The sequence below is a fragment of the Cryobacterium sp. W22_MBD10_FK3 genome (assembly GCF_052113745.1).
Lineage (GTDB): Bacteria > Actinomycetota > Actinomycetes > Actinomycetales > Microbacteriaceae > Cryobacterium.
The window spans coordinates 602725-629336 of the sequence record NZ_JBGQOH010000001.1; the positions used below are offsets into that span (position 1 = coordinate 602725).

At 60.4% G+C, this 26612-nt stretch carries 21 protein-coding genes; 14 read left to right on the top strand and 7 right to left on the bottom strand.

What is annotated here, in order from left to right; translation table 11 throughout:
• The first annotated feature begins 51 nt into the window (after positions 1-51).
• Together ACEN2M_RS02825 and ACEN2M_RS02830 are read left to right on the top strand one after the other, a co-directional pair.
• On the top strand, positions 52-582 hold the full coding sequence (locus tag ACEN2M_RS02825) for a CGNR zinc finger domain-containing protein (protein ID WP_441646582.1): 531 nt from the start codon (positions 52-54) through the stop codon (positions 580-582).
• A gap of 507 nt (positions 583-1089) precedes the next feature.
• A complete protein-coding gene (locus ACEN2M_RS02830; RefSeq protein ID WP_441646583.1) occupies positions 1090-2712 on the top strand; it encodes a hypothetical protein in 1623 nt (540 codons plus the stop codon).
• Between the two features lie 69 nt (positions 2713-2781).
• Here the strand turns inward: ACEN2M_RS02830 and ACEN2M_RS02835 are convergent, their stop codons facing one another.
• From ACEN2M_RS02835 to ACEN2M_RS02850, 4 genes are all read right to left on the bottom strand, one after another.
• Positions 2782-3447: a response regulator gene (locus tag ACEN2M_RS02835; protein WP_441646584.1), complete on the bottom strand. Its 666-nt coding sequence runs from the start codon at positions 3445-3447 to the stop codon at positions 2782-2784.
• Positions 3444-4532, bottom strand: a complete 1089-nt coding sequence (locus ACEN2M_RS02840; protein WP_441646585.1) for a sensor histidine kinase — start codon at positions 4530-4532, stop codon at positions 3444-3446. Before ACEN2M_RS02840 ends, ACEN2M_RS02835 begins: the two co-directional genes overlap by 4 nt.
• A 185-nt stretch (positions 4533-4717) precedes the next feature.
• The gene (locus ACEN2M_RS02845) at positions 4718-5563 is read right to left on the bottom strand and encodes an ABC transporter permease (RefSeq protein WP_441646586.1); all 846 of its coding nucleotides are present in this window, start codon (positions 5561-5563) and stop codon (positions 4718-4720) included.
• The gene (locus tag ACEN2M_RS02850) at positions 5560-6489 is read right to left on the bottom strand and encodes an ABC transporter ATP-binding protein (protein WP_441646587.1); all 930 of its coding nucleotides are present in this window, start codon (positions 6487-6489) and stop codon (positions 5560-5562) included. Before ACEN2M_RS02850 ends, ACEN2M_RS02845 begins: the two co-directional genes overlap by 4 nt.
• A 338-nt stretch (positions 6490-6827) precedes the next feature.
• Between ACEN2M_RS02850 and ACEN2M_RS02855 the strand changes: the two genes are divergently transcribed.
• Positions 6828-7790 carry a hypothetical protein gene (locus tag ACEN2M_RS02855; RefSeq protein WP_441646588.1) on the top strand — a complete coding sequence of 321 codons (963 nt, stop codon included), beginning with the start codon at positions 6828-6830 and terminating at the stop codon, positions 7788-7790.
• A 245-nt stretch (positions 7791-8035) separates the two neighbouring features.
• On the opposite strand, the gene ACEN2M_RS02860 is transcribed toward ACEN2M_RS02855, so the two are convergent.
• From ACEN2M_RS02860 to ACEN2M_RS02870, 3 genes are all read right to left on the bottom strand, one after another.
• Positions 8036-8491 (bottom strand): hypothetical protein, encoded by a 456-nt coding sequence (locus tag ACEN2M_RS02860; protein WP_441646589.1) that lies wholly within the window; start codon positions 8489-8491, stop codon positions 8036-8038.
• Positions 8492-9416: 925 nt separating this feature from the next.
• Positions 9417-10001: a hypothetical protein gene (locus tag ACEN2M_RS02865; protein WP_441646590.1), complete on the bottom strand. Its 585-nt coding sequence runs from the start codon at positions 9999-10001 to the stop codon at positions 9417-9419.
• Positions 10001-10576, bottom strand: coding sequence for a helix-turn-helix domain-containing protein (locus ACEN2M_RS02870; protein ID WP_441646625.1), 576 nt, complete (start codon positions 10574-10576; stop codon positions 10001-10003). The genes ACEN2M_RS02865 and ACEN2M_RS02870 overlap by 1 nt, the downstream gene beginning before the upstream one ends.
• 1595 nt (positions 10577-12171) lie before the next feature.
• Here ACEN2M_RS02870 and ACEN2M_RS02875 point away from each other — a divergent pair.
• The 11 genes from ACEN2M_RS02875 to ACEN2M_RS02925 all read left to right on the top strand — a co-directional run bounded on the left by ACEN2M_RS02875 (position 12172) and on the right by ACEN2M_RS02925 (position 26251).
• Positions 12172-12549 (top strand): DUF4232 domain-containing protein, encoded by a 378-nt coding sequence (locus tag ACEN2M_RS02875; RefSeq protein WP_441646591.1) that lies wholly within the window; start codon positions 12172-12174, stop codon positions 12547-12549.
• A 476-nt stretch (positions 12550-13025) separates the two neighbouring features.
• The gene (locus ACEN2M_RS02880) at positions 13026-13208 is read left to right on the top strand and encodes a hypothetical protein (RefSeq protein ID WP_441646592.1); all 183 of its coding nucleotides are present in this window, start codon (positions 13026-13028) and stop codon (positions 13206-13208) included.
• 110 nt (positions 13209-13318) lie between these two features.
• Positions 13319-16321 (top strand): type 2 lanthipeptide synthetase LanM family protein, encoded by a 3003-nt coding sequence (locus tag ACEN2M_RS02885; protein WP_441646593.1) that lies wholly within the window; start codon positions 13319-13321, stop codon positions 16319-16321.
• Complete coding sequence (locus tag ACEN2M_RS02890) at positions 16318-18534, top strand: peptidase domain-containing ABC transporter (protein ID WP_441646594.1); 2217 nt, start codon at positions 16318-16320, stop codon at positions 18532-18534. The genes ACEN2M_RS02885 and ACEN2M_RS02890 overlap by 4 nt, the downstream gene beginning before the upstream one ends.
• Positions 18527-19474: an ABC transporter ATP-binding protein gene (locus tag ACEN2M_RS02895; RefSeq protein WP_441646595.1), complete on the top strand. Its 948-nt coding sequence runs from the start codon at positions 18527-18529 to the stop codon at positions 19472-19474. Before ACEN2M_RS02890 ends, ACEN2M_RS02895 begins: the two co-directional genes overlap by 8 nt.
• Complete coding sequence (locus ACEN2M_RS02900) at positions 19471-20214, top strand: hypothetical protein (protein ID WP_441646596.1); 744 nt, start codon at positions 19471-19473, stop codon at positions 20212-20214. The genes ACEN2M_RS02895 and ACEN2M_RS02900 overlap by 4 nt, the downstream gene beginning before the upstream one ends.
• Positions 20215-20847: 633 nt before the next feature.
• On the top strand, positions 20848-21957 hold the full coding sequence (locus ACEN2M_RS02905; protein ID WP_441646626.1) for an AvrD family protein: 1110 nt from the start codon (positions 20848-20850) through the stop codon (positions 21955-21957).
• The gene (locus tag ACEN2M_RS02910; protein ID WP_441646597.1) at positions 21950-22945 is read left to right on the top strand and encodes an NAD-dependent epimerase/dehydratase family protein; all 996 of its coding nucleotides are present in this window, start codon (positions 21950-21952) and stop codon (positions 22943-22945) included. Before ACEN2M_RS02905 ends, ACEN2M_RS02910 begins: the two co-directional genes overlap by 8 nt.
• Positions 22946-23033: 88 nt before the next feature.
• Positions 23034-23669, top strand: a complete 636-nt coding sequence (locus tag ACEN2M_RS02915; protein ID WP_441646598.1) for a ScbR family autoregulator-binding transcription factor — start codon at positions 23034-23036, stop codon at positions 23667-23669.
• A gap of 518 nt (positions 23670-24187) precedes the next feature.
• A complete protein-coding gene (locus ACEN2M_RS02920; protein ID WP_441646599.1) occupies positions 24188-25021 on the top strand; it encodes a hypothetical protein in 834 nt (277 codons plus the stop codon).
• Positions 25022-25696: 675 nt separating this feature from the next.
• Positions 25697-26251 carry a DUF4232 domain-containing protein gene (locus ACEN2M_RS02925; protein ID WP_441646600.1) on the top strand — a complete coding sequence of 185 codons (555 nt, stop codon included), beginning with the start codon at positions 25697-25699 and terminating at the stop codon, positions 26249-26251.
• Positions 26252-26612: the final 361 nt, after the last annotated feature.

Here is a 26612-nt window from a genome sequence, read left to right on the forward strand (position 1 = left end):
GCTAACCCCTTTGGTTTGTTTTACTGGTTAGCAAGACGCTAGCATGGATTCATGGCGCCAGACGGCGCGAGAGAACGGAGAAAGATGCTTCGAGACGAGGAGCTGCTGCTGACCCTGTTGAATAGCGCGCCTGTCATCGAGGGCGTGCCGACAGACGGTCTCGAGGGGGCAGCCGGGCGAGACCTCGCGCGCACCTGGGGTGGGACAGGAACCGCGGACGAGGTAGCGCGCCTGAGACGTGTGCGACAGGCGCTACAAACCATCGTCCGTGAAGGTGATGGAGGAGCCGTCAGCGAGCTCGCGGGCATCCTCGACGAGGCCGTGCGCACGCCACGCTTGACCCCGGATGGCGTGGTCTGGGAACTTCACGTCCCCGAAGACGACCGGCTTGCGGCGGGGGCCGTGCTGGCGTGGTCGAGCGTGATCACCGAGTTCCCCGGTCGCCTCCGTGCATGCGCGAATGATGAATGCAGCCAGTTTCTCGTCGATCACAGTCGCCCTGGCACCGCAAAGTGGTGCTCTATGGCAGTCTGCGGCAACAGGATGAAGGCGCGCACGCACGCACGCCGTGCGAAGAGCTGAACGGAGCTGCGCTTGCGTTTCCCACAGACAAATGGTTCTCGCTCGCGCCGCACTCCCACCGCCCAAAAATTCCCACCTCGTCCGCATTGCGGCCCAAGTGCTTGCCAACACCGGTCGCAAGCACTTGTCCGCACGTAACCGTTGGTCAGGCCGCACCGACGCCCGTGTCGGTGTCTACGCCCGGTCGATGTTCTCCCCTGACACCCTTTGTCATCGTCCATGGCGCGCGATCCATGCAGCGTCACCACGCGCCCTATGTTGCGAACATGTCAACAGGTGCGTTCTGATCTGACGCCTCGCCTGCGATCGTTTTCGGTGCGAGGTCGATCAATAGCGGGTGCTGCGTACCCGAAAGGACTGCGACGGCCGGCACACGAGGACTACATGGATGTGGTCCCAGGTACTGCCTCGTTGCTCTTTTTCGAGACTGGAGTCCGATGTGCAAGTGCGGCTTGGTTCGTAGCGTCGTAGGTGAACGAAAGGCACGTAATGATTCGAGTTCACTCTTTGACCAAGCGCTATCCCAGATCCGGCCGCTCACGGCACGCTCAACCAGGTGCACGCTCGCGTCAGACCGCGCCTGTCGCTGCCGGGCTGGCGCTGATTCTCGGTTCCGTACTGCTGGTGGGGTGCTCGCCAGCAGAAGCAACCCCGGAACAGCGGTCAACAACCGCCCTTGATCCGGCATCCGACGACCTCAGCACTGTCGTCGCGGGGTTCGCACCCGAGGGGTGCACCGATGCCTCGCTGCCTGTCACCGTCGAAGAGGAGCGTCTCACGGCAGTTATGCCGGACGAGACCGATCCGTCGCAGCCCGCCGACCGTACGTTCGCACGCATGATGGTCGAGGGCGCCGGATTCGGTGAGTTCACAGCTACCTTCGCCGAAGAGGTCTGCGGACAGGGGTCCCTTGCCGATGCGAAGACCGTCATCGAGGGTCTGGGTACCCTGCTGTGGCAGGACGCTGTCGCCCGAGCTCAATCGACGGAAGACGTCACAGGGGACCTGCCGGCGAGCGACGACCGACCGCTTTACTGGGCGCGGCTGGAGGCTATGTCCGTGCTGCATCAGTGGGGCCCGGACTTCACGCTCTCCACCGAAGAGCGTGCGTTGCTGGTCGATGCCTTCGACCGGGCGGCCCGCGGCATGCGCGACATCGATCTGCCGGCGGGCGACCAGGTGACGCGGGTGCTGGTAAGCGGATTCGATCCCTTTACTCTGGACGGTGGTGCCACGGGCAGCGCGGCGGGAACAGCCGGCAATCAGATCCGCTACGGCAATCCGTCCGGCGCGACCGCCCTGGCGATCGACGGCACGACGACGACGGCTCCCGATGGCACCACGGTGCGCTACGAGGCGTACACGCTGCCAGTGAACTACCCCGAGTTCGAGCGCGGATATCTGGACGACACCGTGGGGCCGCTGATGGAGCCCGGCGACGACCGGTTGGATGCGTCAATCACCATGAGCCAGGCGGGCGGGTCGCAGTTCGCGCTGGAGCAGTGGAACGGCCGCTACCACGGCGACGTTGCCGGCAACGACAACTTTGCGCCCTGCCCGCCTGCCGGTTTGACGGGCGCCCCGCAGCTGGCAAAGGACAATTCTGGCTGCAACACCCAGATGCTGGAGCGTTGGGGTGGCGGCGACACATTGACGGATCCACCACAGTGGACCGCGTCGACGCTGCCGATCGAGCAGATGATCGTGGCGCGCACGGGTTCGGATGTTCCCCGCCCGCCGGGCGATACCTGGGAAGACGAGTCGGTTGCGTTTGGCGTGCTGTGGAACACGAATTACAGGTATTTCCCCAGTTGCGATTCGGGTGAGGAGAAGGAGACGTCCCAGCGCGAGGACACCTACCCACCCTCCCTCGACCCGACACCCCCACCCCAGGACTCCTGCGCGCGCAGCGGCGGAGGTGGCACCTATCTCTCGAATGAGTCCGCCTACCGCAACACCCTGCTGCGCGATCGGGCAGGGCTCGACATCCCGGCAGGGCACATCCACACCCCCGACATGCAGAACTTCCACACCGAATTCGCCGTGACGGATTCCACGTTCGAGGCATGGCGTGACGCCATCGTCGCCCAGGCACGCGAGCTCATCACAGTAGTGGCGACACACAGCTGACATCTGCGGGCTGCACGGCTGTTACCGACTCGCCGAAAGCAGCCGGTTGCACCCTCCAAGACAGACTAGTCAGTGGCCGACCACGCCGATTTCGTAGGCTCGGATGACCGCTTCTACTCGGTTTCGTAGATTGAGCTTGGAGAGCACACGACCGACGTTTGCCTTGACTGTCGACTCGCTGAGGTACAGCGCTGCAGCGATCTCGCTGTTGGTCTCACCTCGTGCCATAAGGACGAAGATCTCGCGTTCTCGTGCGGTTAGTTCCGACAGCGCCTCACCTGCGTCGACGGCAGCCCGCACAAGAAGGTGCGGGGCTGCAACCTGGATGAGCTTGGCAGTGATGCGGGGCGATACGACGGCGTCTCCGGAATGGACTGCGCGGACCGCGGCTACGAGATCGTTAGGACGGGTGTCTTTCAGCAGGAAGCCCGATGCGCCGGCGTCGAGTGCGCCGAACGCGTATTCGTCGAGATCGTAAGTGGTAACGACAAGTACACGAGTGTCCGGATGGAAACCAATGATGCTTTTCGTCGCCTCGATACCGCCGACGCCTGGCATGCGGATGTCCATCAGCACAACGTCGGGCTGAAGCCGGCGGACTGCGTTGATCGCCTGCATGCCGTCGGAGGCTTCGCCGACCACGATCATTTCTGGGTTGGCCTCGAGTATCAATCTGAAGCCGTATCGCACTAGTTCCTGGTCATCGACGAGCAGCACCCGTATGTTGTCACTCACAGTTGGGGATCCCCGCATCGTAGTCGTGCGAAGACGCGCCAGCCTCCGTCGTCGTGAGGTCCGGCCTCGATGGTTCCAGCGTAAAGTGTCGCTCTTTCTCGCATCCCGAGGATCCCACGCCCCTCCTGGGAGAACGGAGGCGTGAGCGGTCCCGCGTCTCGAACAACGACTGTCACATCCTCTGCCGTCCAAGTGACGGTGACTGTTGCAGTTCCCACCTCGCGGGCATGGCGGAGGACGTTCGTCAGCGACTCCTGCACGATCCGATAGACAGTGAGGCCGAGGCCGGGATCCGTGGAGGGGGTCCCCGCAACGCTAAGACGCACCGGAAGGCCGGCTGCCACGAACTCGGCTGCGAGCGAGATTAGGTGCGACGCGTCAGGTTGCGGCGCGTGCTCCTGCGCGGAACTCCGATCGTCACCGCGAACACCACCGAGCAGCCGGCGCACCTCTCCGAGGGTGCGGCGGCCGGTCTCGGCGACACGGGCAATGGCTGCTTTGGCTTCGGCGGGACGTTCGTCTGCTGCAGCGTGTGCGCCGTCCGAGACGGTGATGATGACGGAAAGGCTGTGCGCGATTATGTCGTGCATCTCGCGCGCGATCCGTTCGCGTTCGAGGGCTCTCGCGATCTCCACCTGGTGATCCCGCTCACGCGCCAGCCTGTCGGCGCGGTCGACGAGCTCGCCGATGTGGCGCCGCTGGTGCCCCACGTTGGTTCCCAGCAATGCCGCGATCAGAAGGACTATGGCGATGATGAAAAAGGCGTTCACCCAGTCCAGCAGCGCATCTCGCCCCAGGATCCGCGGCACCAAACCGAGGATGGGGGGGCCGATAGTTCCCCGCACCGATAGGGCCAGCGCGCCAATCGCGCCGCAGGCCGCTGCGATGACGAAATAGACCCAAGCAACCCTCCCAGAGCGGCGCACACCCGCGATGTATACCGCCATCACAGCCAGTATCGACTCGGCTCCCGAACCGCCCGCCAAGGAGAGCACTGAGAGTCCCATCGCAGCGGCAAAGCTCAGTCGCGGAAACCGATGGCGGATCGCCAAAACCACGAGGCCGCCGATACCCAGGACGACCATTGACCACAATGGTGTGGAGTGCGGCGGCTCGATGGATAGTGCTGCCATACCCACGGCTGCACTCGCGTACACCACCAGAATGAGGGCATCCGCGATTCGGGCACGACCGGAGCGAGTCTGATCCCGGGCCCCGCGATCGCGCCACGCCTCGACTAAGGCGTTACGCGATCTGGTCTGTGCGCGGATCAGGCGTCCTTCCGGCGCAGCTGGATAGTTCCCATGACAATGAAGATACCGGCCCAGGCAGCAGCGACGAGCCATCCGGCACCCGAGCTGACATAGCCGTCTGCAAGATCCAGGAAGACCCTGCCGTCATCAGGTGCGCTGGACATCGCATCGCCGGCCTTCGACATCGACAGAAGATGAAGGTTTCTGACGAGTGATGATGCGGGGAGGACGGACAACACGATCGGCAGCAGCAAGATTATCGAGATGACGGTTGCCACTCCCCCAGCGACAGAGCGCAACACAGTGCCGATGCCCAAACCGAGGACGCCCGCGAGGCCGATGTAAACCGACCCGCCGATGAGTGCGGGCATCACCCCAGGAGCGGTCAGGCCGATCTCGATCCCGAAACCGGCGAACATCGGGTACGTCACGGCCCAGGAGCCGAACATTGCCACGAATGCCGATGCGGTCACCATGACGAAAAGCACGACCGCTTTGGCAGCAAGGACGGCGCCTCTGGCAGGAGCAGCGATCAGCGTCGATTGGATCGTCCCGCTCGAGTACTCCCCACAGATCACGAGGACGCCGAGGACCCCTGCAATGAGCTGGCCGAACAACACGGTCCCGACTGTGACTTGATCCAGCATGAACCCCACTGAGGGCTTGTCTGGCAGCCCGGCGCCTTCCGCGGTGACGCCCAAGACGGCACTGGTTGCGAGCCCGAAAACAACGATCGCCAGCAAGAGGCCGACGGTCGAGCGGAGACTGGTGAGCTTGATGAATTCCGATCGAAGGACGCCGATGAATCTGAGGCGGTCCCGGTCGGGAAGAGCGGTCGCACGTTGCTTTTCGAGAGCGTTCATTCGTGTGCCCCTGTCCCTGCGGTGTTCGATGATCGGTATTCGACTTCCCCAGCGGTGAGCGCGAGGTACGCGTCTTCGAGCGAGCCCGACACTGAAGCGATTTCGTAGAGAACGACCCCGGCCGCGGACGCAGCAATCGCGACCTGCTCAGTGGTCAGCCCCGTGATCTCGATTGCACCATCGGCCAACACCGACACGCCAACGTCAGGCCCGGCGATTGTCGCCACCAATCGTTCCGCGTCCGGCGTGCGAACGCGAGTCATGGCGTGAGTTGCCCCGGCGATGACGTTGCCGATAGAGTCGTCCGCCAGGATCCGCCCTCGCCCGATTACGATAAGCCGGTCGGCGGTCTGGGCCATTTCGCTCATGAGGTGCGAGGACAGCAACACGGTGCGGCCCTCCGCGGCCAGGTTGCGCATCAGCGTCCTCACCCATCGGACACCCTCCGGGTCCAGCCCGTTCACGGGTTCGTCGAGAATGACCGTCGCTGGATCGCCCAGCAAGGCAGTCGCGATTCCCAGACGCTGGCCCATTCCGAGGGAAAATCCGCCGACGCGTTTGCAGGCGACGGAGTCGAGTCCCGCGAGGCCAATGACCTCGCGCACTCGGGCGCGTCCGATTCCGTGTGTCGCCGCGATCGAAAGCAGGTGCTTGTAGGCGGAGCGCCCGCCGTTAGCCGCCTTCGCATCCAGGAGTACGCCAACCTCCCGAAGAGGGGCACTGTGTTCTCGATAAAGTCGCCCGTTGACTTCGACCCGGCCGGCGGTCGGCCGGTCGAGGCCGACGATCATTCTCATCGTCGTAGACTTCCCCGCCCCGTTGGGCCCGAGAAATCCTGTCACCTGGCCGGGCCTCACGGTGAAGTCAATTGCGTCGACCGCGACCTTGTTTCCGTAGTGCTTCACGAGTGCTTCTGCTCTGATCATGATATTTCCTTGTGCATACGAACGACGATAGGTGTGCTCTGCAGCGGGCGCAGTGAACCTTGGTCTAGCCATCCCTCACTACCCAGTACCTGAGTACTGGAAAAGTGACATGGCAGCAATGGGACACCCGACACCGATCTTGGCGGTCACGCTGGCCAACCGCGCTGTGAGAGTGTTTGCTCAGACCGGAGAGCTCGCGCGCCTCGGGCAAAAAGGTAAGTATGTGCATCCAACGTTCTGTACAACCACGCGTAGAGCTGCGGCGCGCCGCTTGACCTTGCCCCAAGGGCGACGCCCAAGGTATTGATACGCCGCAATATTTGACCGACAGGACCACTATGGACAATTCGCTAACCGCAGGTGAGTTTCAAGCGATGACGGGCTTATCTGCAAAAGCGCTCCGACTCTACTCAGAACGTGAAATCGTGACTCCGGCCTTCATTGATGGACCTTCCGGGTACCGGTATTACGCCCCGATGCAGCTTCAACACGGGTCGCTCGTCGACCTGCTGAGGCGCGCGCGCGTTCCAGTCTCGGAACTTCCCTCTACCCCTGCGTTCTCTTTCGATCTGTGGCGTGAAAACGTCATGTTGAATCGGCAGCTTGAAGACTTCTATCTACAAGTCGCCGAAAAGATCGCGAAATTCGATGCCCAGGACTATATCGCTCAAAGCACCCAGGCTGAAAAACTTGACTGGATTGGTGTCGTCATCGACATCAACGTCCCAGAAAACTCCGAAGGTAAAGTTCAAGCCTTCACTGAGCTGGCGGGCAATACTCCAGATATCGCGCACGCGTTCAGCGCCGCGCTAGGCGACGCTGAGACGCTTCCGACGACGTGGAGCGCGGTACCCGAGAACGGTGGCCCGAACAGAAGCAAGCAAATGGTTCTCGCTCGCGCCGTACTCTCACCGCCCAAAGATTCCCACCTCGTCCGCATTGCGGCCCAAGTGCTCGCGAACACCGGTCGCAAGGTCGCAGTCGTCTCGGGTACGCTGCCGCACCGCCTGGAGGTAACGTTTTCCACGGTCGATCGCGGTGCCAGCACGCCGGTCGATGAGGCGGCCGCCGGCTATCTGCACGTTCTGGCCTTCCAAGACCACATTGCGCGGCTGAGACTTGCACCGATCAGACACTGCGGCCGCCAGGTCAGTCACGGCGCTTCCTTGTTCAGTGACGGCCCAGAGTCCATCGATCTAGTGACTGTTTTTGATGTCTACCTGCCCGGCCATGTTGCGCGGGGTCATTCGGCCTCCGATCTCGGGGCTGGTACCGCACACCCTCGCCTGCATTTGCATTGATGCAAGGAAGTCTCGCCGAAGCTACCACCAGCTCTGCCACGAGGAGACGGTCGGCGCAACCGACAAACTCAGGCCAACCGGGGAAGATCCCAGGCGGGCGACGGCCTCGTCAACCGGCAGGCTGTGCCATCCCACGGGCTCCGCCACGGCCGCATCGGGTATGGCTCTCCCATTCATACGGCCAGTGTGCGGCGGCTGGACGCTCTTCGAACCCCGGCAATCCGAGCGACCGCTCAAGCAAGGGCCTAGCCGGAACGAAACCGAACCGACGTACCGACCAGAACGACCAGTTGGACAATGAGAGCGATGATGCACCCAACGATTGAGAAGCCAAGAACAACACGGATGATCGTCGCCCAGTCCACCGTGGTGTCAGTGAAGACAAATGGGAACACTCGCCAGGTCCAAACAAGAAATGCCAAGCTAATGCCGACTGTGAACAGATCACCCAGCGCTTTTACCCATCTACGGTCGGCCACCAGGTAGATCAGGTTCGCGATAATCCCTGCGACCAGGGCCGCGTTCAGCAGAGGGATGAGCTGATCAGCATCCGCGGTGACAAAGGTGAGCGATCGCCATCCGGGCCACGCATTGACGGCGTAGAGGAGTGCGGAATTGACCACGATGCCCGCAGTGAATCCGGCCCGACGTGCGACCGTGCCCTGAACCCGGGGATCAGAGGGGGTGGTTGCATCGGCCAAGAGGGTCTCCTTGTCGTGGATACGAGTCTCTTCACCGGTGAAGGTAGTCAACCTAGGGACTTGTCAACAGGGGTCCCAGGCTGGTAGTCGTTCGCCGTTCCGACATCACCGAGACGACACCGGCCGAGCCATCAGCACCCTTCACGTAGGAAAGTACTCGCGCATAGCTCAACTGCGTTCCGGCCACAGAGCACACCAACGCGGCTGCGCCCAGAGTTGTTTGTAAACCGACCAGTCCTTGGAGGAGTCCTCACGAAACGCATAAGAGCTCGCTGATCGACGGACGAGTTGACGGCGGACTATCCTGTCGCACTTAGTCCTGCCCACTGCCGGCCGATCCGCTCGGCCCAGCTCTAACTCGCATTCGGGACCGTAGCCCCAGCTCGCCACTTCCCTATCGCCGGTTCATAGGCTGCGGAGATACCGACACGTGCTCAATCCGCACACTTGGCAAGCAACGCCGAGCTTCGTCACGGCCGCCCGCTCGGAATCGAAAAGCCCCTCACCAGGACTTTCGTGCCGCCTCGGTTAGGTCGAATTTTCTACAACAACGCTGTGACCAGGTACCCTGCCGAAATCGTGACTAGTTAAAAAACAAAACCCCCGCTTGACCGGGGGTTTTCACTGCTGGGGTACCTGGACTCGAACCAAGAACAAATGATAGGCGTCTCGGCCGTGCCACTCCCCCGCAACTGAGGCGGAATTCCGCGGATTTCCGCGGTTTCATGGGTTCTAGTGTACGCGCTGGCACGGACTGAACCGGGCCCATTCTGGTCACGCAGCGGAGTATCTGGTTCGTTTCTGGTCACAGAATTGAGGTGATTCGATCAAGCAGGAGACCCGCTCGCGGCGCCCGGCTGCCTTTTACTTTTCGTCGCTAGCGTCCGCGAATGACGCAGACGCTCGCTCCGCACATCGGCGCGGATCAGATGTCGATCGGACCGGGCGAATATGGCGGAGCCGTGGGTTCGCCGTCGAGAATGGCGTGCACGATCTTCTCTGCACGTGGCGTGAGAATGTCGCCGGGGTAGAACTGCTCGTAGAGGTCGCCCGCGTCCTCGAGCGTGTGGACGTCACATAGGGCGAGGAGGAGTCGGATATCGCGGGTGTCGCGCCCGGGGCGGTTCGCTCGGAGTTTCATCACCAGCATCGCCTCTTTGGACGCCACTTCAATGACAATGCCACCCTCAGCGTGGATGGTCTCCCACTCAACGGCGCGGCCCAGGGTTGGGATGGCGTCGGCCCTGGTGACCTCGAAGTTCAGCCACTTCGCATCCCACCCATGCTTGTAGGCGACCCTCTCGGCAGCTGCGGCGACGGACTCCTCCGAGCCGGGACTAATGTGCAGGACATCTAGGTCCTGCGTCGTCCCCCGGTCGAAGTAGCGAAGAGCGAGCGCCGCACCGCCCACGAGCCGGATGCCCGCAACCTCGCCCGCATCGCGAAGCTCGGCGACGAGATCACGCAGACCGGTGATGATTGCTGCTCGATCGAGCGCAGTACCGGTCATCACACGCTCGCGAAGGTATCTGCCCAAGCGAGCACGCCGCGTTCGGCGAACTCGTCCGGCACATCGTCACGCTCGGGCGCCGGGTCAGCCGGGTCCACCCGGAAAACCACAGGCACGGTCAGTGTGCGATCCAGGTTATTGACCCATCCCGGCAGCGGGATGCTCTCCTGATTGAGCCTCCAGGCCACGAGAGCGGCGATCGCCGCATCCCACACACGGTCCCCAGTGCGTTCCGGCTCTGTCAGGCCAAGGATTCCTCGGACGAGTCCATGTTCGGCGGTGAGGTTGTCATTCAACTGCAGGAGCGCCCGGAGGGCTCGGTCTGTGTCATTAGTGCGGAGATGTTCACGAATCGCCTCTGCCGAGCTGGCAGCGTCGTCGCGCCGGGTTGGAGCGGCGTACAGGCGGTGTCCCGTACCAGCGAGTAGCCGGTCAACCGTGCTGTAGGCCGCGTCTCTTCCCCGCTCATGATGGGAGACGCTGGCCTGATCGATGCCGGTCAACTCTGCAAGTCTCGCCTGAGTGATCCGCCGGCTCCGGCGGGCGGCCCTAACCAGGGTGGATGACGCTGCCATGATGGTCACCCTCCCTCCCAATATGACTCCTGAACCATATTCTACGCTCAGATATCCACAAATGGGTGGCGAATGTACTGGCGGCAGCTATCAGTTCGCAGCAGGTGATCCGCCTGATGCACCGAACAACACACACAGAACACTCACCCCACAGCGCCAACTGCCACCGCCGAGAGCGACACCAGCAATCGAAGTTGATTGTGGTGCGTTTCTGGTCACGCAGACTCCCGGAATACCGGGCATCGCGGGCGGGCCAAACCAATGTGCTTCGCTACGCGGGCAATGCAATCCCAGATGAGCAAAGCTCTAGTGGAGACTCGAACCAAGAACCTCCCTGCTCACCAGGCTGACAACCCAAGGATGCGCGATTGCTGATGTCGCTGGGCTTCAGCTCCTGCGTTCCGTCGATGAGGGCGGGTTGCCCTTGGATGTAGTCGTCGGCGGCGTTGGGCAGAACTGAGATCGACACTTCGGGACCGTTGGTGGCACGTCCGACGAGTCCGTATCGACAGTCCGTCTGACCAGCCTCGTGCATTGCTTCCATTGACATAGCCACGCTGACGATTCCCGGATGAGTGGGACTACTGCCGGTGAATGGAGGTAACTCGGCGACCTCGTCAATGGGCAGCCCCAGGATCCCAGCCGCCCCTGAAATTGGCGCCACTATCGAGCAGTCCAACGGCGCGATATTTTCGGCTTTCCCAGCTTCGACTGGAGGCGACAATGTCGTCTTAATAGCAGATTGACTCGGCATGGTGGAGCACGCGGTTAGCAGGGTGAGCAGCAACGCTGCACTGGTGAGTCGACTCGCAGCGAGACGCGACTTGTGTGCTGGCCGTACTCGGCCCCCGTCGTTCGCGGAACTCTTTGGGTCGAAGAGCGCGCGATTGTTTGACTCCGGCCTAGACGCCCTATTTATGCTCATGAGCGACCCCGCCTGCCGTTTTCTGCACGCGACTCGCCGGCGACGGATTGAGGCCTGCCGCAGTCGTGTTGATCGGCGGTTCGATTCCGACGCGCGAGGTTTCGTCCCGGGCGCACACGGGGACCACGGCACGTTGGCTTTCATGGTGCTGAAAATAGTGGCTCTGGTTAAGCGCCAGATAAGTGCATAGAGCTTGTTGCACACCCTGCCGGCCCACGCGACCCACTTCACGCTGGCTATCACTGGTGTTCGGAGGTCACTCCTAATTTCTGAGCTAAATACTTGTGGCCTGGGCAGGCCCCTTCATCAGCTCGTTGGCTTCGGTCGGACAAAGCCGCTTACCTGACGCATATGAAGCCACGTTACTTTGCCAGTGGGTGATCTCAGCGGCGATGGTTGCACACCCTGCGTGAGGCGGACACCCGACGGGGTTCGAGGGTCCGGAGGATCACGGGGGCGAGGAATCTGACCGCCCCGACCGGGGCCGCGGCCGCGGCGGCCATCATCCGTGCTTCAAATCAAAAAGGGTCCGCTAGCGTTCTGCGGTTTCGCGGTCCGAAACGGCCCATGTCGCTGTCAAATATTTCGGCCAATGCGTCGACTGGAAAATCGGGGGATACAAATAAGCGCACAAACTGGCCAATCCATCAGGGCTCTCACCGTTGCTTCGATGCTGCTGATCCTGATTCCGGTCACCAGCTGTGCAGCCAACCGGAGCCATGAGCGGGGCAATACGCCGCCTACTGCGGGCGCACCGGCCGGCGACTGCACGTTTGCTGGTGAGATCGAGCCCTCCGGACACGCAATCACAACCATGGTCTCCGTGAAACTCACAAATACAGGCCCGAAGGCATGCGAAGTCTCCGGATACCCAGACGTTGCCCTTGCCGATTCAAACAGCCAAGTGGTCGGAGACCCAGCGTCGGAGCGCCCCACCATACCGGCCGAGAAGTTCACAGTTGAGAAAGACGATGCCGCCTACGTCACGCTCAGAGTCGCAGGTCGAAACCATATCCGGCCTGCCCGCTTCTTGGCGCCTAAACGCTGAGCATTCGACTCCTCAGGCCAACGAAGACATTCTTGTTGGCGTGGCGGACCTCGCAATCTGCGACCGCGCCACTTCAGGATGGCTCGTCTACAACATGACCCCCTCAGGAGACGTCACCTTCGAGTGATGCGCACTTGTCTCGCACCAAGCTGGCTCAGCGACTCGCCCAAGGATGGGACGCAAACACTTGTCGTCTACGCGGCATCCAGCGGGCACTGATGGAACATCTGCACCTGCTCGCTCAGCTGGAGACCGACGCGTCACCGGAGAGTCCGGCTTTAACGGCGCATGGCCAGAAACAAAAAGGTCCCCGGGGGACGGAAAGCGGCGAACCCCTGCTGCGCAGTCCACCCAGGTCGAGCACAAAACAAACAGGTGAACCCCCCTGTTTTGGGCGTTGCAGGTCCGAATTCGCAGGTCTTACCTTCGCAATAACGAACCATTTGGTTCGGATTGGAACTCAAGAAGGAGATTTCATGTTCAAGACTGGGAAATACCCCGCTGCAGGCGACCTGATGGTCGAGCTGTCTGCGCAAGAGATCGACAGGTCCGCGGCGAAAACAGCCGGCGGTCTGTACACCGTGCCGGGAACAAGCACGGTGGGCCTGTTCTGTACCTTCTCGTGGGAGTGTTCGCTTACCCACACCCTCTGCGGCTAACGAGATGGGGTTGGAGCACGGTGTGCCATGTGCTCCAACTACCCCACCTTTCTGCGCAGAACGCTCAGGGTAGGTATTGTCCACACGGCTGATTGGCTCGAAAAAGGCAAATGAAGATTTCAGATGCACGTACCCTGTTCCCAGAGGCTCACTCCGACGACGAGTTGATCGCCCTTCTTCGCAGCGTGTCGAATATTGACCTTGCTGATGTGCAGGAATCTCCGGATCGTTTAGACGAGTACGCGGATATACCCAGGGCTACGCATTCCGCTGACACTCACGCGACCAAGGACCTAAGCGCCTTCTCACGGGCCCTTTGCCGCCCAAGTCGGATGCAGCTCGGCGAAATGTTAGATAAGAACATATTGACGAAGGGTAACTTAGCGCTGAAGGCGAGCTTGGAAGTATCCCTGGTCGAGGTCGCGCAGGACATTGTCACTCGGACCCTTGTGGCGACCATGGCGTCGCTGTCTGATCGTGGATACCTGCAAGGTGAGACACCTACCGCTCGGTTCGCAGACTTCTGCGAAGTGTCCTCCACCGCCGCATTCGTCGAGAAAACCCTCGATATTTTTCCTGAACTGCGGCGCCAGGTGGATGTGGCCGTCTCCGGATACGTACGAAACGCAGAGCTCATGCTTGAGCGCACACTGCGAGCGGTGAGGGACGGCAGCCTCGACTGGACATCGTTAGGTCCGACCCCGTTCCTCTCCGCGGTTTCCGGGGCCGCCGGGGACGCACACGCGGGCGGTCAGGCTGTCGCTGTACTAACTTTTTCGAACGGACACAAAGTTGTCTACAAGCCACGGCCAATGGACACCGAGGCGGCGTACTACGACTTGCTGGCCTGGTTCAACTCCAACGCGGGAACTGAATTTTCGATACTAAAGGTGGTTGCGCGGGAATCTTACGGGTGGCAAGAATTCGCGGACTCCGTGCGCACACCCGATTCTGACGCCTATTACAGGCATAGCGGCGAGTTGCTCGCGGTACTCCATTTGCTGCGTGCAACCGATATGCACTATGAGAATGTACTTAACCACCTTGGGTTTCCAGCCGTCGTTGACGCAGAAACCTTGTTCTCCGTCAATGAGCGAGTCGGTGGGGACACTGGCGGGACCCCCTCGCACCTAGCGCTGGCGGACTCCGTGCATTCGACCGGATTTCTCCCGTCACGAATCTTCTCTGGCAGCGATTTTTCGCAGTCAATCGATGTGGGATTCCTTGGGTATCGGCCAGGTCAAGAAGCGATCACGGGGTCCCATGTGGTCAAGAATCTAGGCACGGACCAGGCGTACATCGAAATGGTGGTGGGTACTGTTGACGCAGAGACTGTACTGCCACCGGATCGTGTGTCCTCCGGCAACATCGACAACCTCTGCGGAGGTTTCGGTTCTCTGTACGACTGGGTCAGCGCCCATTCGACCGAAGTCGGCGCTGAAATTACGAGGCTATTCACGTCGGTGCCAGTGAGGATCGTCGTCGAGAACACCCGTAAGTACTACCAGTTGCTGCGGCTGATCACACACCCCGTGTTTCAGGAATCCGCACTTCTGACGAAGGTCGTGCTCCACCGGTGCGGCCTGGGACGAGACGAGCACGTCACAACTGCGGTCGTTCGTGCGGAGATCGACGCGCTACTGGCTCGAGACATTCCCTACTTCACCTTGCGCACCGACAGCACCTGGATATATGGCCCAGATGCAACACGGCTGTCAAACGTCCTAATACGAACTCCGCTCCAGCGCGTCCTGTCAGGCATCGAATCTATGTCAGGTATATCGAGAGACCTCAACCTGAACATTATCCATGCCGACTTCATCGACAAGATGAGCCCCGACGATGACCGCCCGCAGGTGGCTACAGAGCCCAAGGTCCGCCCTACCAGCGGGACACGGCGACACATCACGACCGACGCAGCCAAGAGCATCGCAACTGAGATAGCGGACAGTTTTTGCCGGTTCGCCCAACACGATGCATCTGGCCAGTCGGCGACTGGATGGATTGGTGCCACGATCTACGATGCAACGAGGCCGAATCCTTGGACCACGAGCGAGTTGGGTGACGATCTATATGGGGGAAGGCCTGGCGTGGCACTTTTCCTTGCTGCAGCAGGAAAGTACCTTGATTGTCGGGAATATATTGAACTCGCTGAAAGCTATTTGCTCCCAGCTTCAGAATTGCTCCTAAGCAACCCCGACACCCGCCGGGCCCGCATGGACGGCGGGGTTGCAAGCGGCTACGCAGGTCTCGCGTACACGCTAGTCCAGGGAGGCGCCTTGCTGGCCGATTCCGGGTGGATCGACCGCGGGCTGTCCCTCTGGGCCTCAATTGGTGACGATCTCCCTCTGCTGTCCGACGGTGATTTCCTCATGGGCTCGGCCGGTATCCTGACCGCCTCCATAGGAATGCTGCCGAACTTTGATCCGACTAACGACGTCGTCAAGAACGTGCTCCGGCCTACTGCGGACAAAGCGTTCGATCATTTGATGGCCTTCGCTTCCCGAGCGACGATTGGGTTCGAACGAGAGCCGTACAGCGGATTTGCCCACGGCACTAGTGGGCTCATTGCTGCCCTTGCGGCGTATTCATCAATTTCGCCGAGAGCAATTGGCCCGCTTGACGAAGCTCGAATGATGCACGCACGCTTCTACCGCGAGTCAGAAGGATACTGGGCGGTTGGGCAAGATAATGGTAACCGTCCCGCGCACGGCTGGTGTCACGGAACCCCCGGAATACTTCTCGGCCAGAGTCTCGAGATGGGATCATCGGGCAAGGTGAAAGAGCTCGATGCCCTGGTCGCAACCGTCAAAAATGAGGCCTTCAACCTGAATTACTCAATGTGCCACGGCGACCTGGGGAACTTGCTCATATTGCAAGAGGTCGCGGCCAGGCACGGTTTGCCAAAACTACGCAGTTGGGTGTCGCGTGCGTCTTGGTCGCTGACAACCTCTATGTCCAGGAGACTCAAGACTCACAGGGGGAAGAGCTTCTGCAGCGATTCCCTTCTTGTTGGCAGAAGCGGGATCGGATACTCCGCTATTCAGCTTTCGGGCGAACTCGAGTTGCCTTCGGTCCTCAGATTCGGATCGGCGATGGGGGTGGCCGGTTGAACAGCCACCGGTTTGCGAACTCACGCAACCCGCGCCTCACTCTTCAACTCAATCAGACTGAATGCGGTCTTTGCTGCTGTGCCATGTTGCTGGGAACGCTTAATCGCCGCACCTCCATATCTGACCTGCGACAACGATTCGCGGTGGGACGCGACGGCATGAATATCTCCGACATCTCCAATGTGCTCCGACATGAGGGGGCCGCGCCGCACGTCTACAGAACGGATGCACGTGGTGTGGCGATGCTGGGCCGGCCGGCAGCGGTCTATTGGAACGAGAACCACTATGTCGTCGTCGCCGCCTTTGGCAGACGGGTGCTGATTCTGGACCCCGGTGCAGGGCGAAGCAGGATTACATATGACGAGTTCGAGGAGAGGTTTAGCGGCGTCGCTGTCACGATCGACGGCGGTCACGACATACGCACCAGTCAGCTACCCTCACCACTCGGGATCTTGATGGGTCATGCTCGTCAAAGCTGGGGCTTGCTTGTCACCGCACTCTTGCTGTCGGCTCTTACAGCGATTGTAACGTTGGCGATCCCTGGCGTCCTGGACCGCGTATTCACACTGTTGGATGCAGATGCCGGAGCCTCAGCTGTACTCCTCCTCCTTGGGCTCGGGTTGGCGTATGCGCTGATCCTGATGGTTCGCTCCCTCGTCGGACTTTTCGCCTCGGTCGCTGTAGGGAAAACAATGGCCGAGGCTGTTTTCGACCGTCTCCTACGACTTCCATACACTTACTTCGCGTCCCGTGGAGTTGGCGACCTTCTATATAGCCTCGAAGCGGTGCAACAGCTCCGAACACTGATTACGACTGACTTCATCGTTGTGCTTGTCGGAGTCGTACTAGTTGCAAGCCTCCTCATTTGGCTGGGCGCTTTGTCTCTGCCGGCGCTTCTCGTCGCAGCGGCCTTGATCATTGTGTTGCTGGCGTCGGTGTTGGTCTCGAATCGCAGCGCCCAGGATGCCTCCCTCGAGGAAGTACGCCAAAGAGCCGCCCTCCAGACAATTCAGGTCTCGGCTCTTGCCGGACTGGAATCGATCAAGACCAATGCCTTGGAATCTGCGTATTCCGAGTCATGGCGAGCGGTAAATGGGAGGGTCCAGCATCAGTTCGTCAGGCTCCAACGAATCCGATCCGCGTTTACTTCGATGACCGCAGGGATTCAACTCATCGGACCGATCATTATTCTCGTCGCCACTTCTGAAACCGCAGGGACCACATTGAGCGCAGCGGCAATCGTCTCTGTTCAAGCACTGAGCGGATTTCTCTTGGGCCAGGTCTCCCTGATCGCAAACTCGTCCACACAGGTTGCCCAGGGGCTAGCTCTCGTCGAGCGTGTGGCCGATGTGCTGCTCCACGAACCGGACACCACCTTTTCCGGGAGCAAGAACTCCTTACCCGAGACGTCCATCGAGGTCCGCGGGGTCTCCTTCTCATACGCGACCTTCGCCGCTCCTGTCCTCAAGAGTGTTTCGCTCACGATTCCGGCCCATTCCAAGGTCGCTATTGTCGGCGCCTCAGGTTGCGGGAAAAGCACTCTAGCCAAGCTCATCGTTGGATTGCACAAGCCTGATTCGGGTGAGCTGTTCGTAGGTGGCTTATGCCTGGCGGAATACTCACGCGAGGGCTTCTACTCAAACGTTGCATACGTTCCCCAAAGCATTGTGCTCGAACACGGATCTGTGCGCGACAACATTGCCTGGGGCGCCGGCCAGCTGCCGGACGCAGCGATTGTCGCCGCAGCAAAGCGAGTCGGCCTGCATGACGAAATATTCTCCCTGCCGTTGGGGTACGAGACCCCGGTTGCACAGTTGGGACAGAACTTTTCGGGAGGACAGCTGCAACGAATCGCGCTAGCGAGAGCAGCACTCAAACCCGCATCCATAGTCGTTCTAGACGAAGCCACCAGCGCGCTCGACGCGCATTCTGAAGCCAGAGTCTCACGATACTTTGACGAAATTCGGGCGACCAGAGTTGTTGTCGCCCACCGACTTTCTACCATAGTCAACGCCGACCTCATCTATGTGATGGATCGGGGCGAAATTGCCGAGTACGGGACGCATGAGACTCTCATGCGACAAGAACGCGGCCTTTATCGCCAGCTTTACGCCCACTCAGTGGATGAGGAACGAGATCAAAGCCTGGACGAAATTCCACCTACAGAATTGCTCGTGGCGAGGTCACTAGCGGGAGGCGAAGCAGATGATTGAAGTGCGCAGGGCTACAAAAGCGTTTGGGAAACGAATCGCGGTGGACGACCTGTCGTTTTCGGTGGAGCCCGGCCATGTGACCGGTTTTCTCGGGCCGAACGGGGCCGGGAAGTCCACGACGATGAGGATGATTCTCGGGCTGACAGCCCCGACTTCTGGCACTATCCGTATTCATGGTCGCCCGCCGGGCGACTTCACCTGGCCCCTTCGCACCATCGGCGGTCTGATGGACGCTTCGTGGTTGCACCCGAACCGATCAGCCCGATCGCATCTGCGTTGGATGGCCGCGTACAACCAACTACCCGATTCGCGGGTGTCGGCGGCGCTCGAGCTGACAGGGCTAGCGTCCGTCGCAGACACCCGGGCCGGGAAATTCTCGCTAGGGATGAAGCAGAGACTCGGGCTGGCAGGTGCTCTGCTCGGGGATCCCAGTGTGCTGGTTCTCGACGAGCCACTGAACGGGCTCGACCCTGAAGGGATCGGATGGATGAAAGGGTTACTCCGGTCTCTAGCCGATGATGGCAAGACTGTGCTTCTTTCCAGCCACCTACTCGCAGAGATCTCCAGCACGTGTGACGATCTTGTCGTGATCGGTCGCGGTCGGCTCGTCGCAGCTTCGTCTGTTAGTGACTTCATCGCCGGGAGTGGGGTCACGCGTGTTCGAGTTCGCGCGGACAACTTGGGTTGTCTTATGCATGCGCTTCGGACGAGCAATGTCACCGTTGTGGAGTCCGTTGATCCTCAGGGGCGACCAGTACTCAAAGCCGAGGGGGCCGATTCGGATGCTATCGGGCGCATTGCCGCCGCCGCAGGCGCGATTGTCCTTGAGCTCGCCACCGAAACCGTGACGTTGGAGGATGCCTTTATGGACTCTACGCACGACAAAGTGGAGTTCGGCAGGACTGCCCGCAAAGTCACCCGGCCGGAGGGGACCGAATGATTTCCTCGATTCATGGAGAGTGGATCAAACTCACCACGGTCAGATCCCCAGCATGGAGCCTGCTCAGTGTTGCTGTTGTCACAGTTCTACTTGCGTGGGCCATCGGACGTGGCCAGGCCCCCGGCGCCCCGCCGCTCACACCGTATTCTGCGGCGACGGGCCTACTCGGCTATGGAATCGTGATTCTCATGGTCATGGCCTCGCTCCAGTGCACGAGCGAATACCAGTCGGGGACCATGGCGACCACTTTTCAGATTCATGGTGGCCGGGTGTCAGCAATCGGAGCCAAAGCCGTGGTCATCTGTGGCGTTTCCGCCATCACCGGAGGCGTGCTGGCGTGCGTAGCGGTACTCGTCGCCAGGGCCGTGGCACCCGCCGGTGGGACTGAACTTCCTCTGATCTCGTCCGGCGCCTTCCGGTTGTATTACGGCGTCCCCGTGTTTGCGATCGCCGCAACATTGATGGCGATCGGTGTAGCCAACATCGTCCGCCGCACCGCGGGCGCCGTGGCAGTGGTCATCATCTGGCCGCTGTTGATCGAGGGGCTCACGACCTTGATCCCGAACGTCGGAAACCAGATCGCGACGTTCCTACCTTTTTCGAACGCCCAGTATTTCCTCGGTTCAGAGCAGGGACTCGACTTCGGATACAGCCCGTTCGGCGGACTTGCCGTATTGGCGTTGTGGACAACTCTTATCTACGGGTTGGGCCTATGGTCGGTCCGCGCCCGCGACGCTTGATCTCGCCAAACAACCGAATCGGGAGACTCGACGTCCGAAGCTGTGGTCGCGGACTCCCCCTGCCGAAAAAGGCGCCCCTCGTTTTTGAACGCAGAATCTACTTGCGTCCGCCCATACTGGGCCGTGGGCGCCAGGCAAGAATCAGCTTGCAGTGGCTTCCTTTCCTTGCGCACGAGAAGTGCATTCGTCCCGCCATGGGCTTAGTCAGGTTGGCGGCTCAGATGGCGCGGTGAGGACAGGCCGCAGGCGATGGTCCCAACGAGCCCGCACGGCCCGACTCCACCCCGTCAGGGCGTTTGGCGGTGGACAGCATCTATCTCGCCGGAGCGGGCTACCAGGAAAGAGGGATACTGACGTTGAATCTCGGATTGCTCACACTCGACCGGCGGCTGGGCATATTCCCTCAGGGTGCCCTGAAAACGCTACCCATTTAGAGGCACAAAACGGGTCATTCATCTCGTTTGGCCCCCACCGCATCTGCTCCTCGCATACATTTAGTGAATAAAACAAGACACTCGGTATTTTCGATGGCGCATACGTTGCGTCGCTCACCACCTGCTCGCTTCACCGAGATTTCACTGACAAGGACGAGAGAACATGACAGCACACCACCCCACTCTCATGTCGAGCGAAATGACTAGTGACATCGACACAGGCGGCTACTTTGAACGAGGGTCAGCTGACCCCACATCTCCGGCGGAGCAGGAAGCAAGTGTCGAGGTCGACGGCTTCGCACCGCATCTCGGTCCATCATCGGATCGATACTTTGGCTCCGGATATCGCAAGGTTGAACACGGCCTCCATACCCTGAGGTTCGATACTGAATGCGGAGACGAGGTCACCTTGACGGGTACTGGATCTGCTCAATATCCAGCCCGCTGGTCGGCCGGCGCCGACGGAACGCCGCGGCAACCACACCTGAGCACAATCGACGCAGTGGTCTTGTCGATCCGCGTCGCCGAGGTGTACTTACGCCACGTGGACCATCTCTCAAATGGAGATATTGCCTTCGCTTGGCTCTCAGCCATTGACATAAAGGCTGGCCCCGCTCCGTTTAGCGAGCTCGACAGCATACCCGTGCGCTGTGCCCGCACTGCTCGTGACGTCCTGGCGGACGGTGTGGTGTCGCACTTCAAAACACGTATCGGGAGTATGTCTGTGTCACTCAGTGTCCGTCACGCGCTCCCACCTCGCTTTCATACCCGCATCGATACTTTCGGGAGTGGCTTGCCGGAGATTTCGCCACCCGCTACCGGTGCGCTAACCGCGCACTATCGAAACACAACGCATCGGTCCTGGCTCAGTTTCGACAGCGACAGACGCGATATCTTGCATTCTCGTCACCAGATCCACCCCTCCGCTGCGAAGTGTGACGGTTTAGCGGGTGCGTATTGGCCTAACGCTACCGTCATCGACTGTCTCGTTCTTGCATCGCAAATGGCCCAAGTACTCATCTTTTCAGCTCCCGGCGCCAGCCGGAAAACCACCTCGAACTTGTGGATGAGGCGCGCTAGGTTCTCGTCCGACCAGCCTCCTGCTGGCCTCAGCGCTACGTCCATGCTGCGCGTCGTGAAGTCGCGAGCATTCAACCGTGGAAGTGCCGGCACGCTTATGAGCGTGGACGTCGAATGCCCAGACATGTTCGGCATAGCAGCCTTGGCTTCACTCGCTTATGAGGTTTCTGAACCGGGAGGAGCGGAACATTCTGTCCCGATTGGAACGAGTCTTCCCAGCAATGAATAGAGATCCCCTGTTGCTCTCCGTGCAGCGCAACGTTGGGCCGACAACGAGGGGTGATCATCGAGTCCTCCTCATTGGTGCGAGCGGTTTTATTGGCTCTGCGATTGCACGCGATTTGGCGGCAGCAGGCCACCCAACGACTCACCTAATACGCGGGAGCCGTCCCCCATCGAGGCTGCAGGCCAGCGTTCGAGGCGATCTAACTGACTTACCCTCCCTAGTCAGAGCCTGCTCGCGGCACGACATCGTCATCAACGCTGCTAGCTTCGTGGGACCGAACCCTCGGCGACAGTTTGAAGTGAACGAACTGGGTGCCACGAACCTCGCCACGGCGTCGGAGTTGACCGGAGTATCGAAACTTGTCTACGTCAGCAGCACAAGCGTCTACGGAGGCAGGGTGCCAAACGGGGCCAGGGAACAGTATTCAGGCGTGGTCCCGCGTTCCACACTCAGCACCAGTCGGTTGAGGGCCGAGCAGGCGACACTGGGCGCCGGCGGCGTCGTTCTGCGTCCCCACCTGGTCTACGGGCCAGGAGATCGATTCTTCCTGGGCCCGCTAATCAATGCCATGCAAGCGCTGGGCGGTTGGATAGAGGAAGGAAAAGCTCGGATATCCACGATCTCGAGTGAGTCGCTGGCCCGTGTCACCATCGATGTAGCGACAGCGTCCGCTTCGGCAGATCAAGGTCGGATATTCCATGCAGCGCACCCTCAAACCACGACGGTGTCTCAGCTAGTCAACAGGGCCATGTCCCCTTCGGGATTGGTGGCGCCAGACCGGAGCTTCAGCGTCGAACACGCGCTGAAGGTTCTCACTGCATCGGGAGCAACCGAGAGCCAGCTGAGGATGATTGCAGTGGACAACTGGGTTGACTCCGGCCTCATATGGCAAAAGGTCAAATGCGCGCCTGGGCCCACCATTCAAATATCGCCAGCCAGCGCCGCCTGGTACCGACGATTCCTTGTTTCCGACTCCTCCGAGACAACTTGAGTCGTCGAAGAACAAAAGTTCAAACCCGAGATATCCCCAAACAGTACGGGGATCCCTGTATTCTCAACTGGGGCGATCATGGAGACGAATGGCGAAGCAAGCTCGAGCACATGCAACACGTGAACTGATCGTGCTAGCCGCGGGCGTTGTTTTCGCGGAGAAGGCTTACGCGCAGGCAACGCTTGGAGATGTGCTTCGTGAAGCCGGCGTAACTCAAGGCGCCCTGTACTTCCACTTCGAGTCCAAAAAAGCACTAGCTCTTGAGGTTATCGAGCGTCAGCACCATCTCTTCATCGAAACTGGAAACGACCTTCTGGGCAAAAAGATTCAGGGCCTGTCGGCAATGATCATTCTCTCCCGGGACCTGGCGATGCAGATAACCACGAACCCTCTCGTGCGGGCCGGCCTGCGCCTAAGTACTGAATCTGCTGATCTCTTTGCGGAGAGCGCACGTCGGCCATATGAAGACTGGATTGACACTTGCGAGGCTCTCATTAAACGTGCTGTCGCTGAGGGTGACGTCAGTTCCGCCCACGAACCAGCACGACTCGCTGCGTACGTTATAGCTTCGTTCACCGGCGTGCAGTCGCTCTCTCAGGCGCGCACGAAATGGGTGGACATTTTTGACAGGCTCGAAGAAATGTGGCACTTCCTTCTTGCGGGCATATCCCCCGCCGATGGCGGATCCAACGTCCCCGACATCTCGTTGCTCCTCAGGCGCTAAAACTTCTCCGGCGCTGGAAATACGAAACTGAGATGCCCGGCTGCCTCACTTACGTCCCAGCCAACACGATCATTGCCGAACGATAGTGATGAGCCCTCCTAGTTGCTCTTACGGTTCACCGCGGGGCCGCACATCGCTTTGATGTGTGACCTTGAGTCGGCTGCAGCAGGAAGAAGCCGCGCCTAAGGGATCCCAACATTCGACATCGACAATGGCGAACGGGTGATGGTGGCAAAACGGCATCACCTCGCTGCCCTCCACGCCCCGGGCCGCAGGTGTTCGGTGATGCATGGGCTGTTTCGGAAGCCAAATCGTGAGCGTAGATAGCTGCAGAATGGTCGCCATTGGTTACAGCTGAGTTGCGAGCCTCGAGCTTGCTGACCCTCTGCCCGTAGGCCGCCGGAATCCGATGGCATGCCAGCCGAAAAAAAAGAGCGCGCACGCGTTGTTTTCACGTAGGCTGGCAGGACGGTGGCGACACCTCGCATTCGACGCACGTTTAGGGGAAATCCATAATCATGGAACTTCGCACAAGGCCCACTCGATCTGCGGCCATCTGCGTGGCAAGCGCGTTGAGCCTGCTAACCCTGATCGCGGCTCCCACGGGCGCGTGGGCGAGCGACACCAGTTCTGCCAACGCTTCGCCCTATGTGATCGCGGAGTCACTCGCCAACATCGAGACTGCCAACCCGTCGTTGCTTCGCGAGCCCGTCGGCAACAGCGGGACCGGGACAAGCCTCTTGCTGAGCGGTAACGTCACAGTTCCGACAACGCTGTCAGATGGGGTCACGGTGGCCAGTGATATCGGCGGGTTCCATGTGGACCTGCCAAATGCGTCCACTGCGGGAGCCGCCCAAACTCTGGACAACGGAACCGTGGTCTACCCCGGAGGTTCAAGCGCCAACTCGGTCGCCGTGATTGACGGCGGCGTGCAAGTGCTCACGACGATCACTCGCGCCGACGCTCCGGTCGACTACGCATACGATGTGTCACTTGAGGCTAGCCAGAAGCTTGAGCTTGCGGACGCCGGACCCGCGGTCGTGAATGGAGACGGGAGCCTCGCCGTCGTGGTGGGCGAGGCATGGGCCAAGAACGCAAACGGCGTAGATGTTCCGACGAGCTACACCGTGGCTGCCTCCACGATGATCCAAACTGTGGACCACACGTCCATGGCGAACGTCGCGTACCCCGTGGTCGCCGATCCGATTTGGCTGGCGCCGTTCGTAGTGAAGTGCCTGGTCGGACTTGGCGCGACCGGTCCGCAAATCGCTCAGATCGGCCTGTCCGGCACCCCACGGTCCGTCCTCGCTGCCTTAGGCAGGGCCGGTGTCGCCTGTGTCTTTGGAAAGTAAAAGGGAGTCGAAAAATGATCAAGCATAGGTCCGTCTCCACGCTTCAAGCGAAGCTGGAGTCGGTTGATGCCGCCATCGCGTCGCATCCGATCTCTTCAGAAAATGTGCAGAGTGCGCACGCCATTATTGAGGCGATAGGGAAAGACAACAAGGAGCTCGTGGAGCGAACTCGCGGAACACGGCCTGCCAGGACTCGACGAACTTGGGAGACTGCAGCTGCGAGGGACCGTGAGCTGGTTGAAGCTCCGAAACGAGCGGTACAGGGTCGTGAAGAAGATCGAGAAGCTCACGAAGAAGAGCAAGCCTGGTCAACACGCACTCGCAAGTCTTGTCGCGCGTGTTAGCCCTGTGGCCTACTCATTCACCAACTTCAGGGGATATCGGTTGTCTTCATCATCTTCCGGGCCGCATGCACCAAAAGGCAGGTGAGAGTCGCACTCGTTGTTTGCCGGATGCTGTACTTCCCTAGGAGACCCGACAGTGCCCGAGGATCCCTAAGCTCCCGCGGGCGAGGAGCCTGATCGCCCCGACAGGGGTGGCGGGCGGCCATCATCCGTGCTCCAAGTCGAAAATGGGAGGGCCTGCTAGCAATCCGTGGTTTCGCAGTCAAAGGGGGCCCATGCTGCTGCCGAATATTTCGACCAATGCTGTCGACTGGATGTTTGGAGGATACAAATGAGCGCACGAACCGGCCAATCCATGGGGGCTCTCGCTGTTGCTTCGGTGCTGATTGTCCTAGTGTCGGTCACCGGCTGCGCGACCGACCGGGGCGACGAGAGCGGCAATGCGCCGCCCACTGCGAGCGCATCGGCCGGCGACTGCACGTTTGCTGGTGAGATCGTGCGATCCAGACACCCGATCACCACGATGGTCTCCGTGAAGCTCACAAATACAGGCCCGACGGCATGCGTAGTCTCCGGATATCCAGACGTTGCCCTAGTCGATTCCAACGACCAAGTGATCGAAGACTCACCTTCGGAGCGCCCTGCCATACCGGCAGTAGCGTTCAGGGTTGAGAAGGACGATGCCGCCTACGTCACGCTCAGAGTTGCCGGACAAAATCTTTATCCAGCTTGCCCTCTTCTCGGCGCCGAATCTCTGCGCATTCGACTCCCTGAAGCCAACGAGGACATCATTCTTGGCGTGGCGGACCTCGCAATCTGCGACCGCGCTACGGCAGGATGGCTCGTCTACAACATGGCTCCTACAGGAGACAACGCTGTCGAGTGATGCGCACTTGTCCGAGCGCCGAGCTAGCTGAGGGACTCGCCCAAAGGCGCGACACAAACACCTGATTGGAAAAGGCCCTCGCGGCCTCGTGGGCTCGGTGACTGCGCCACTTCACTCGCAAGAGGCCCAACGAGAAATAGATCTGGGGCATATCGGTCGACCTTGACGCCGCGCGTCACGCTGTCGAAGGAACAGCATGAGGCACAACGGGCATCATTCGGCATTTGTTAGCGGCCATGACAAACTGCCCATAGGCGGCCACGGAACTGCCCACTGACGGCCAGTAGAACTGCCCGCTGGTGGCCATGAGATCTGCCCACTTCTATTTCTGAACCCCCGCCCGGTTACACGGCGGGAGCCC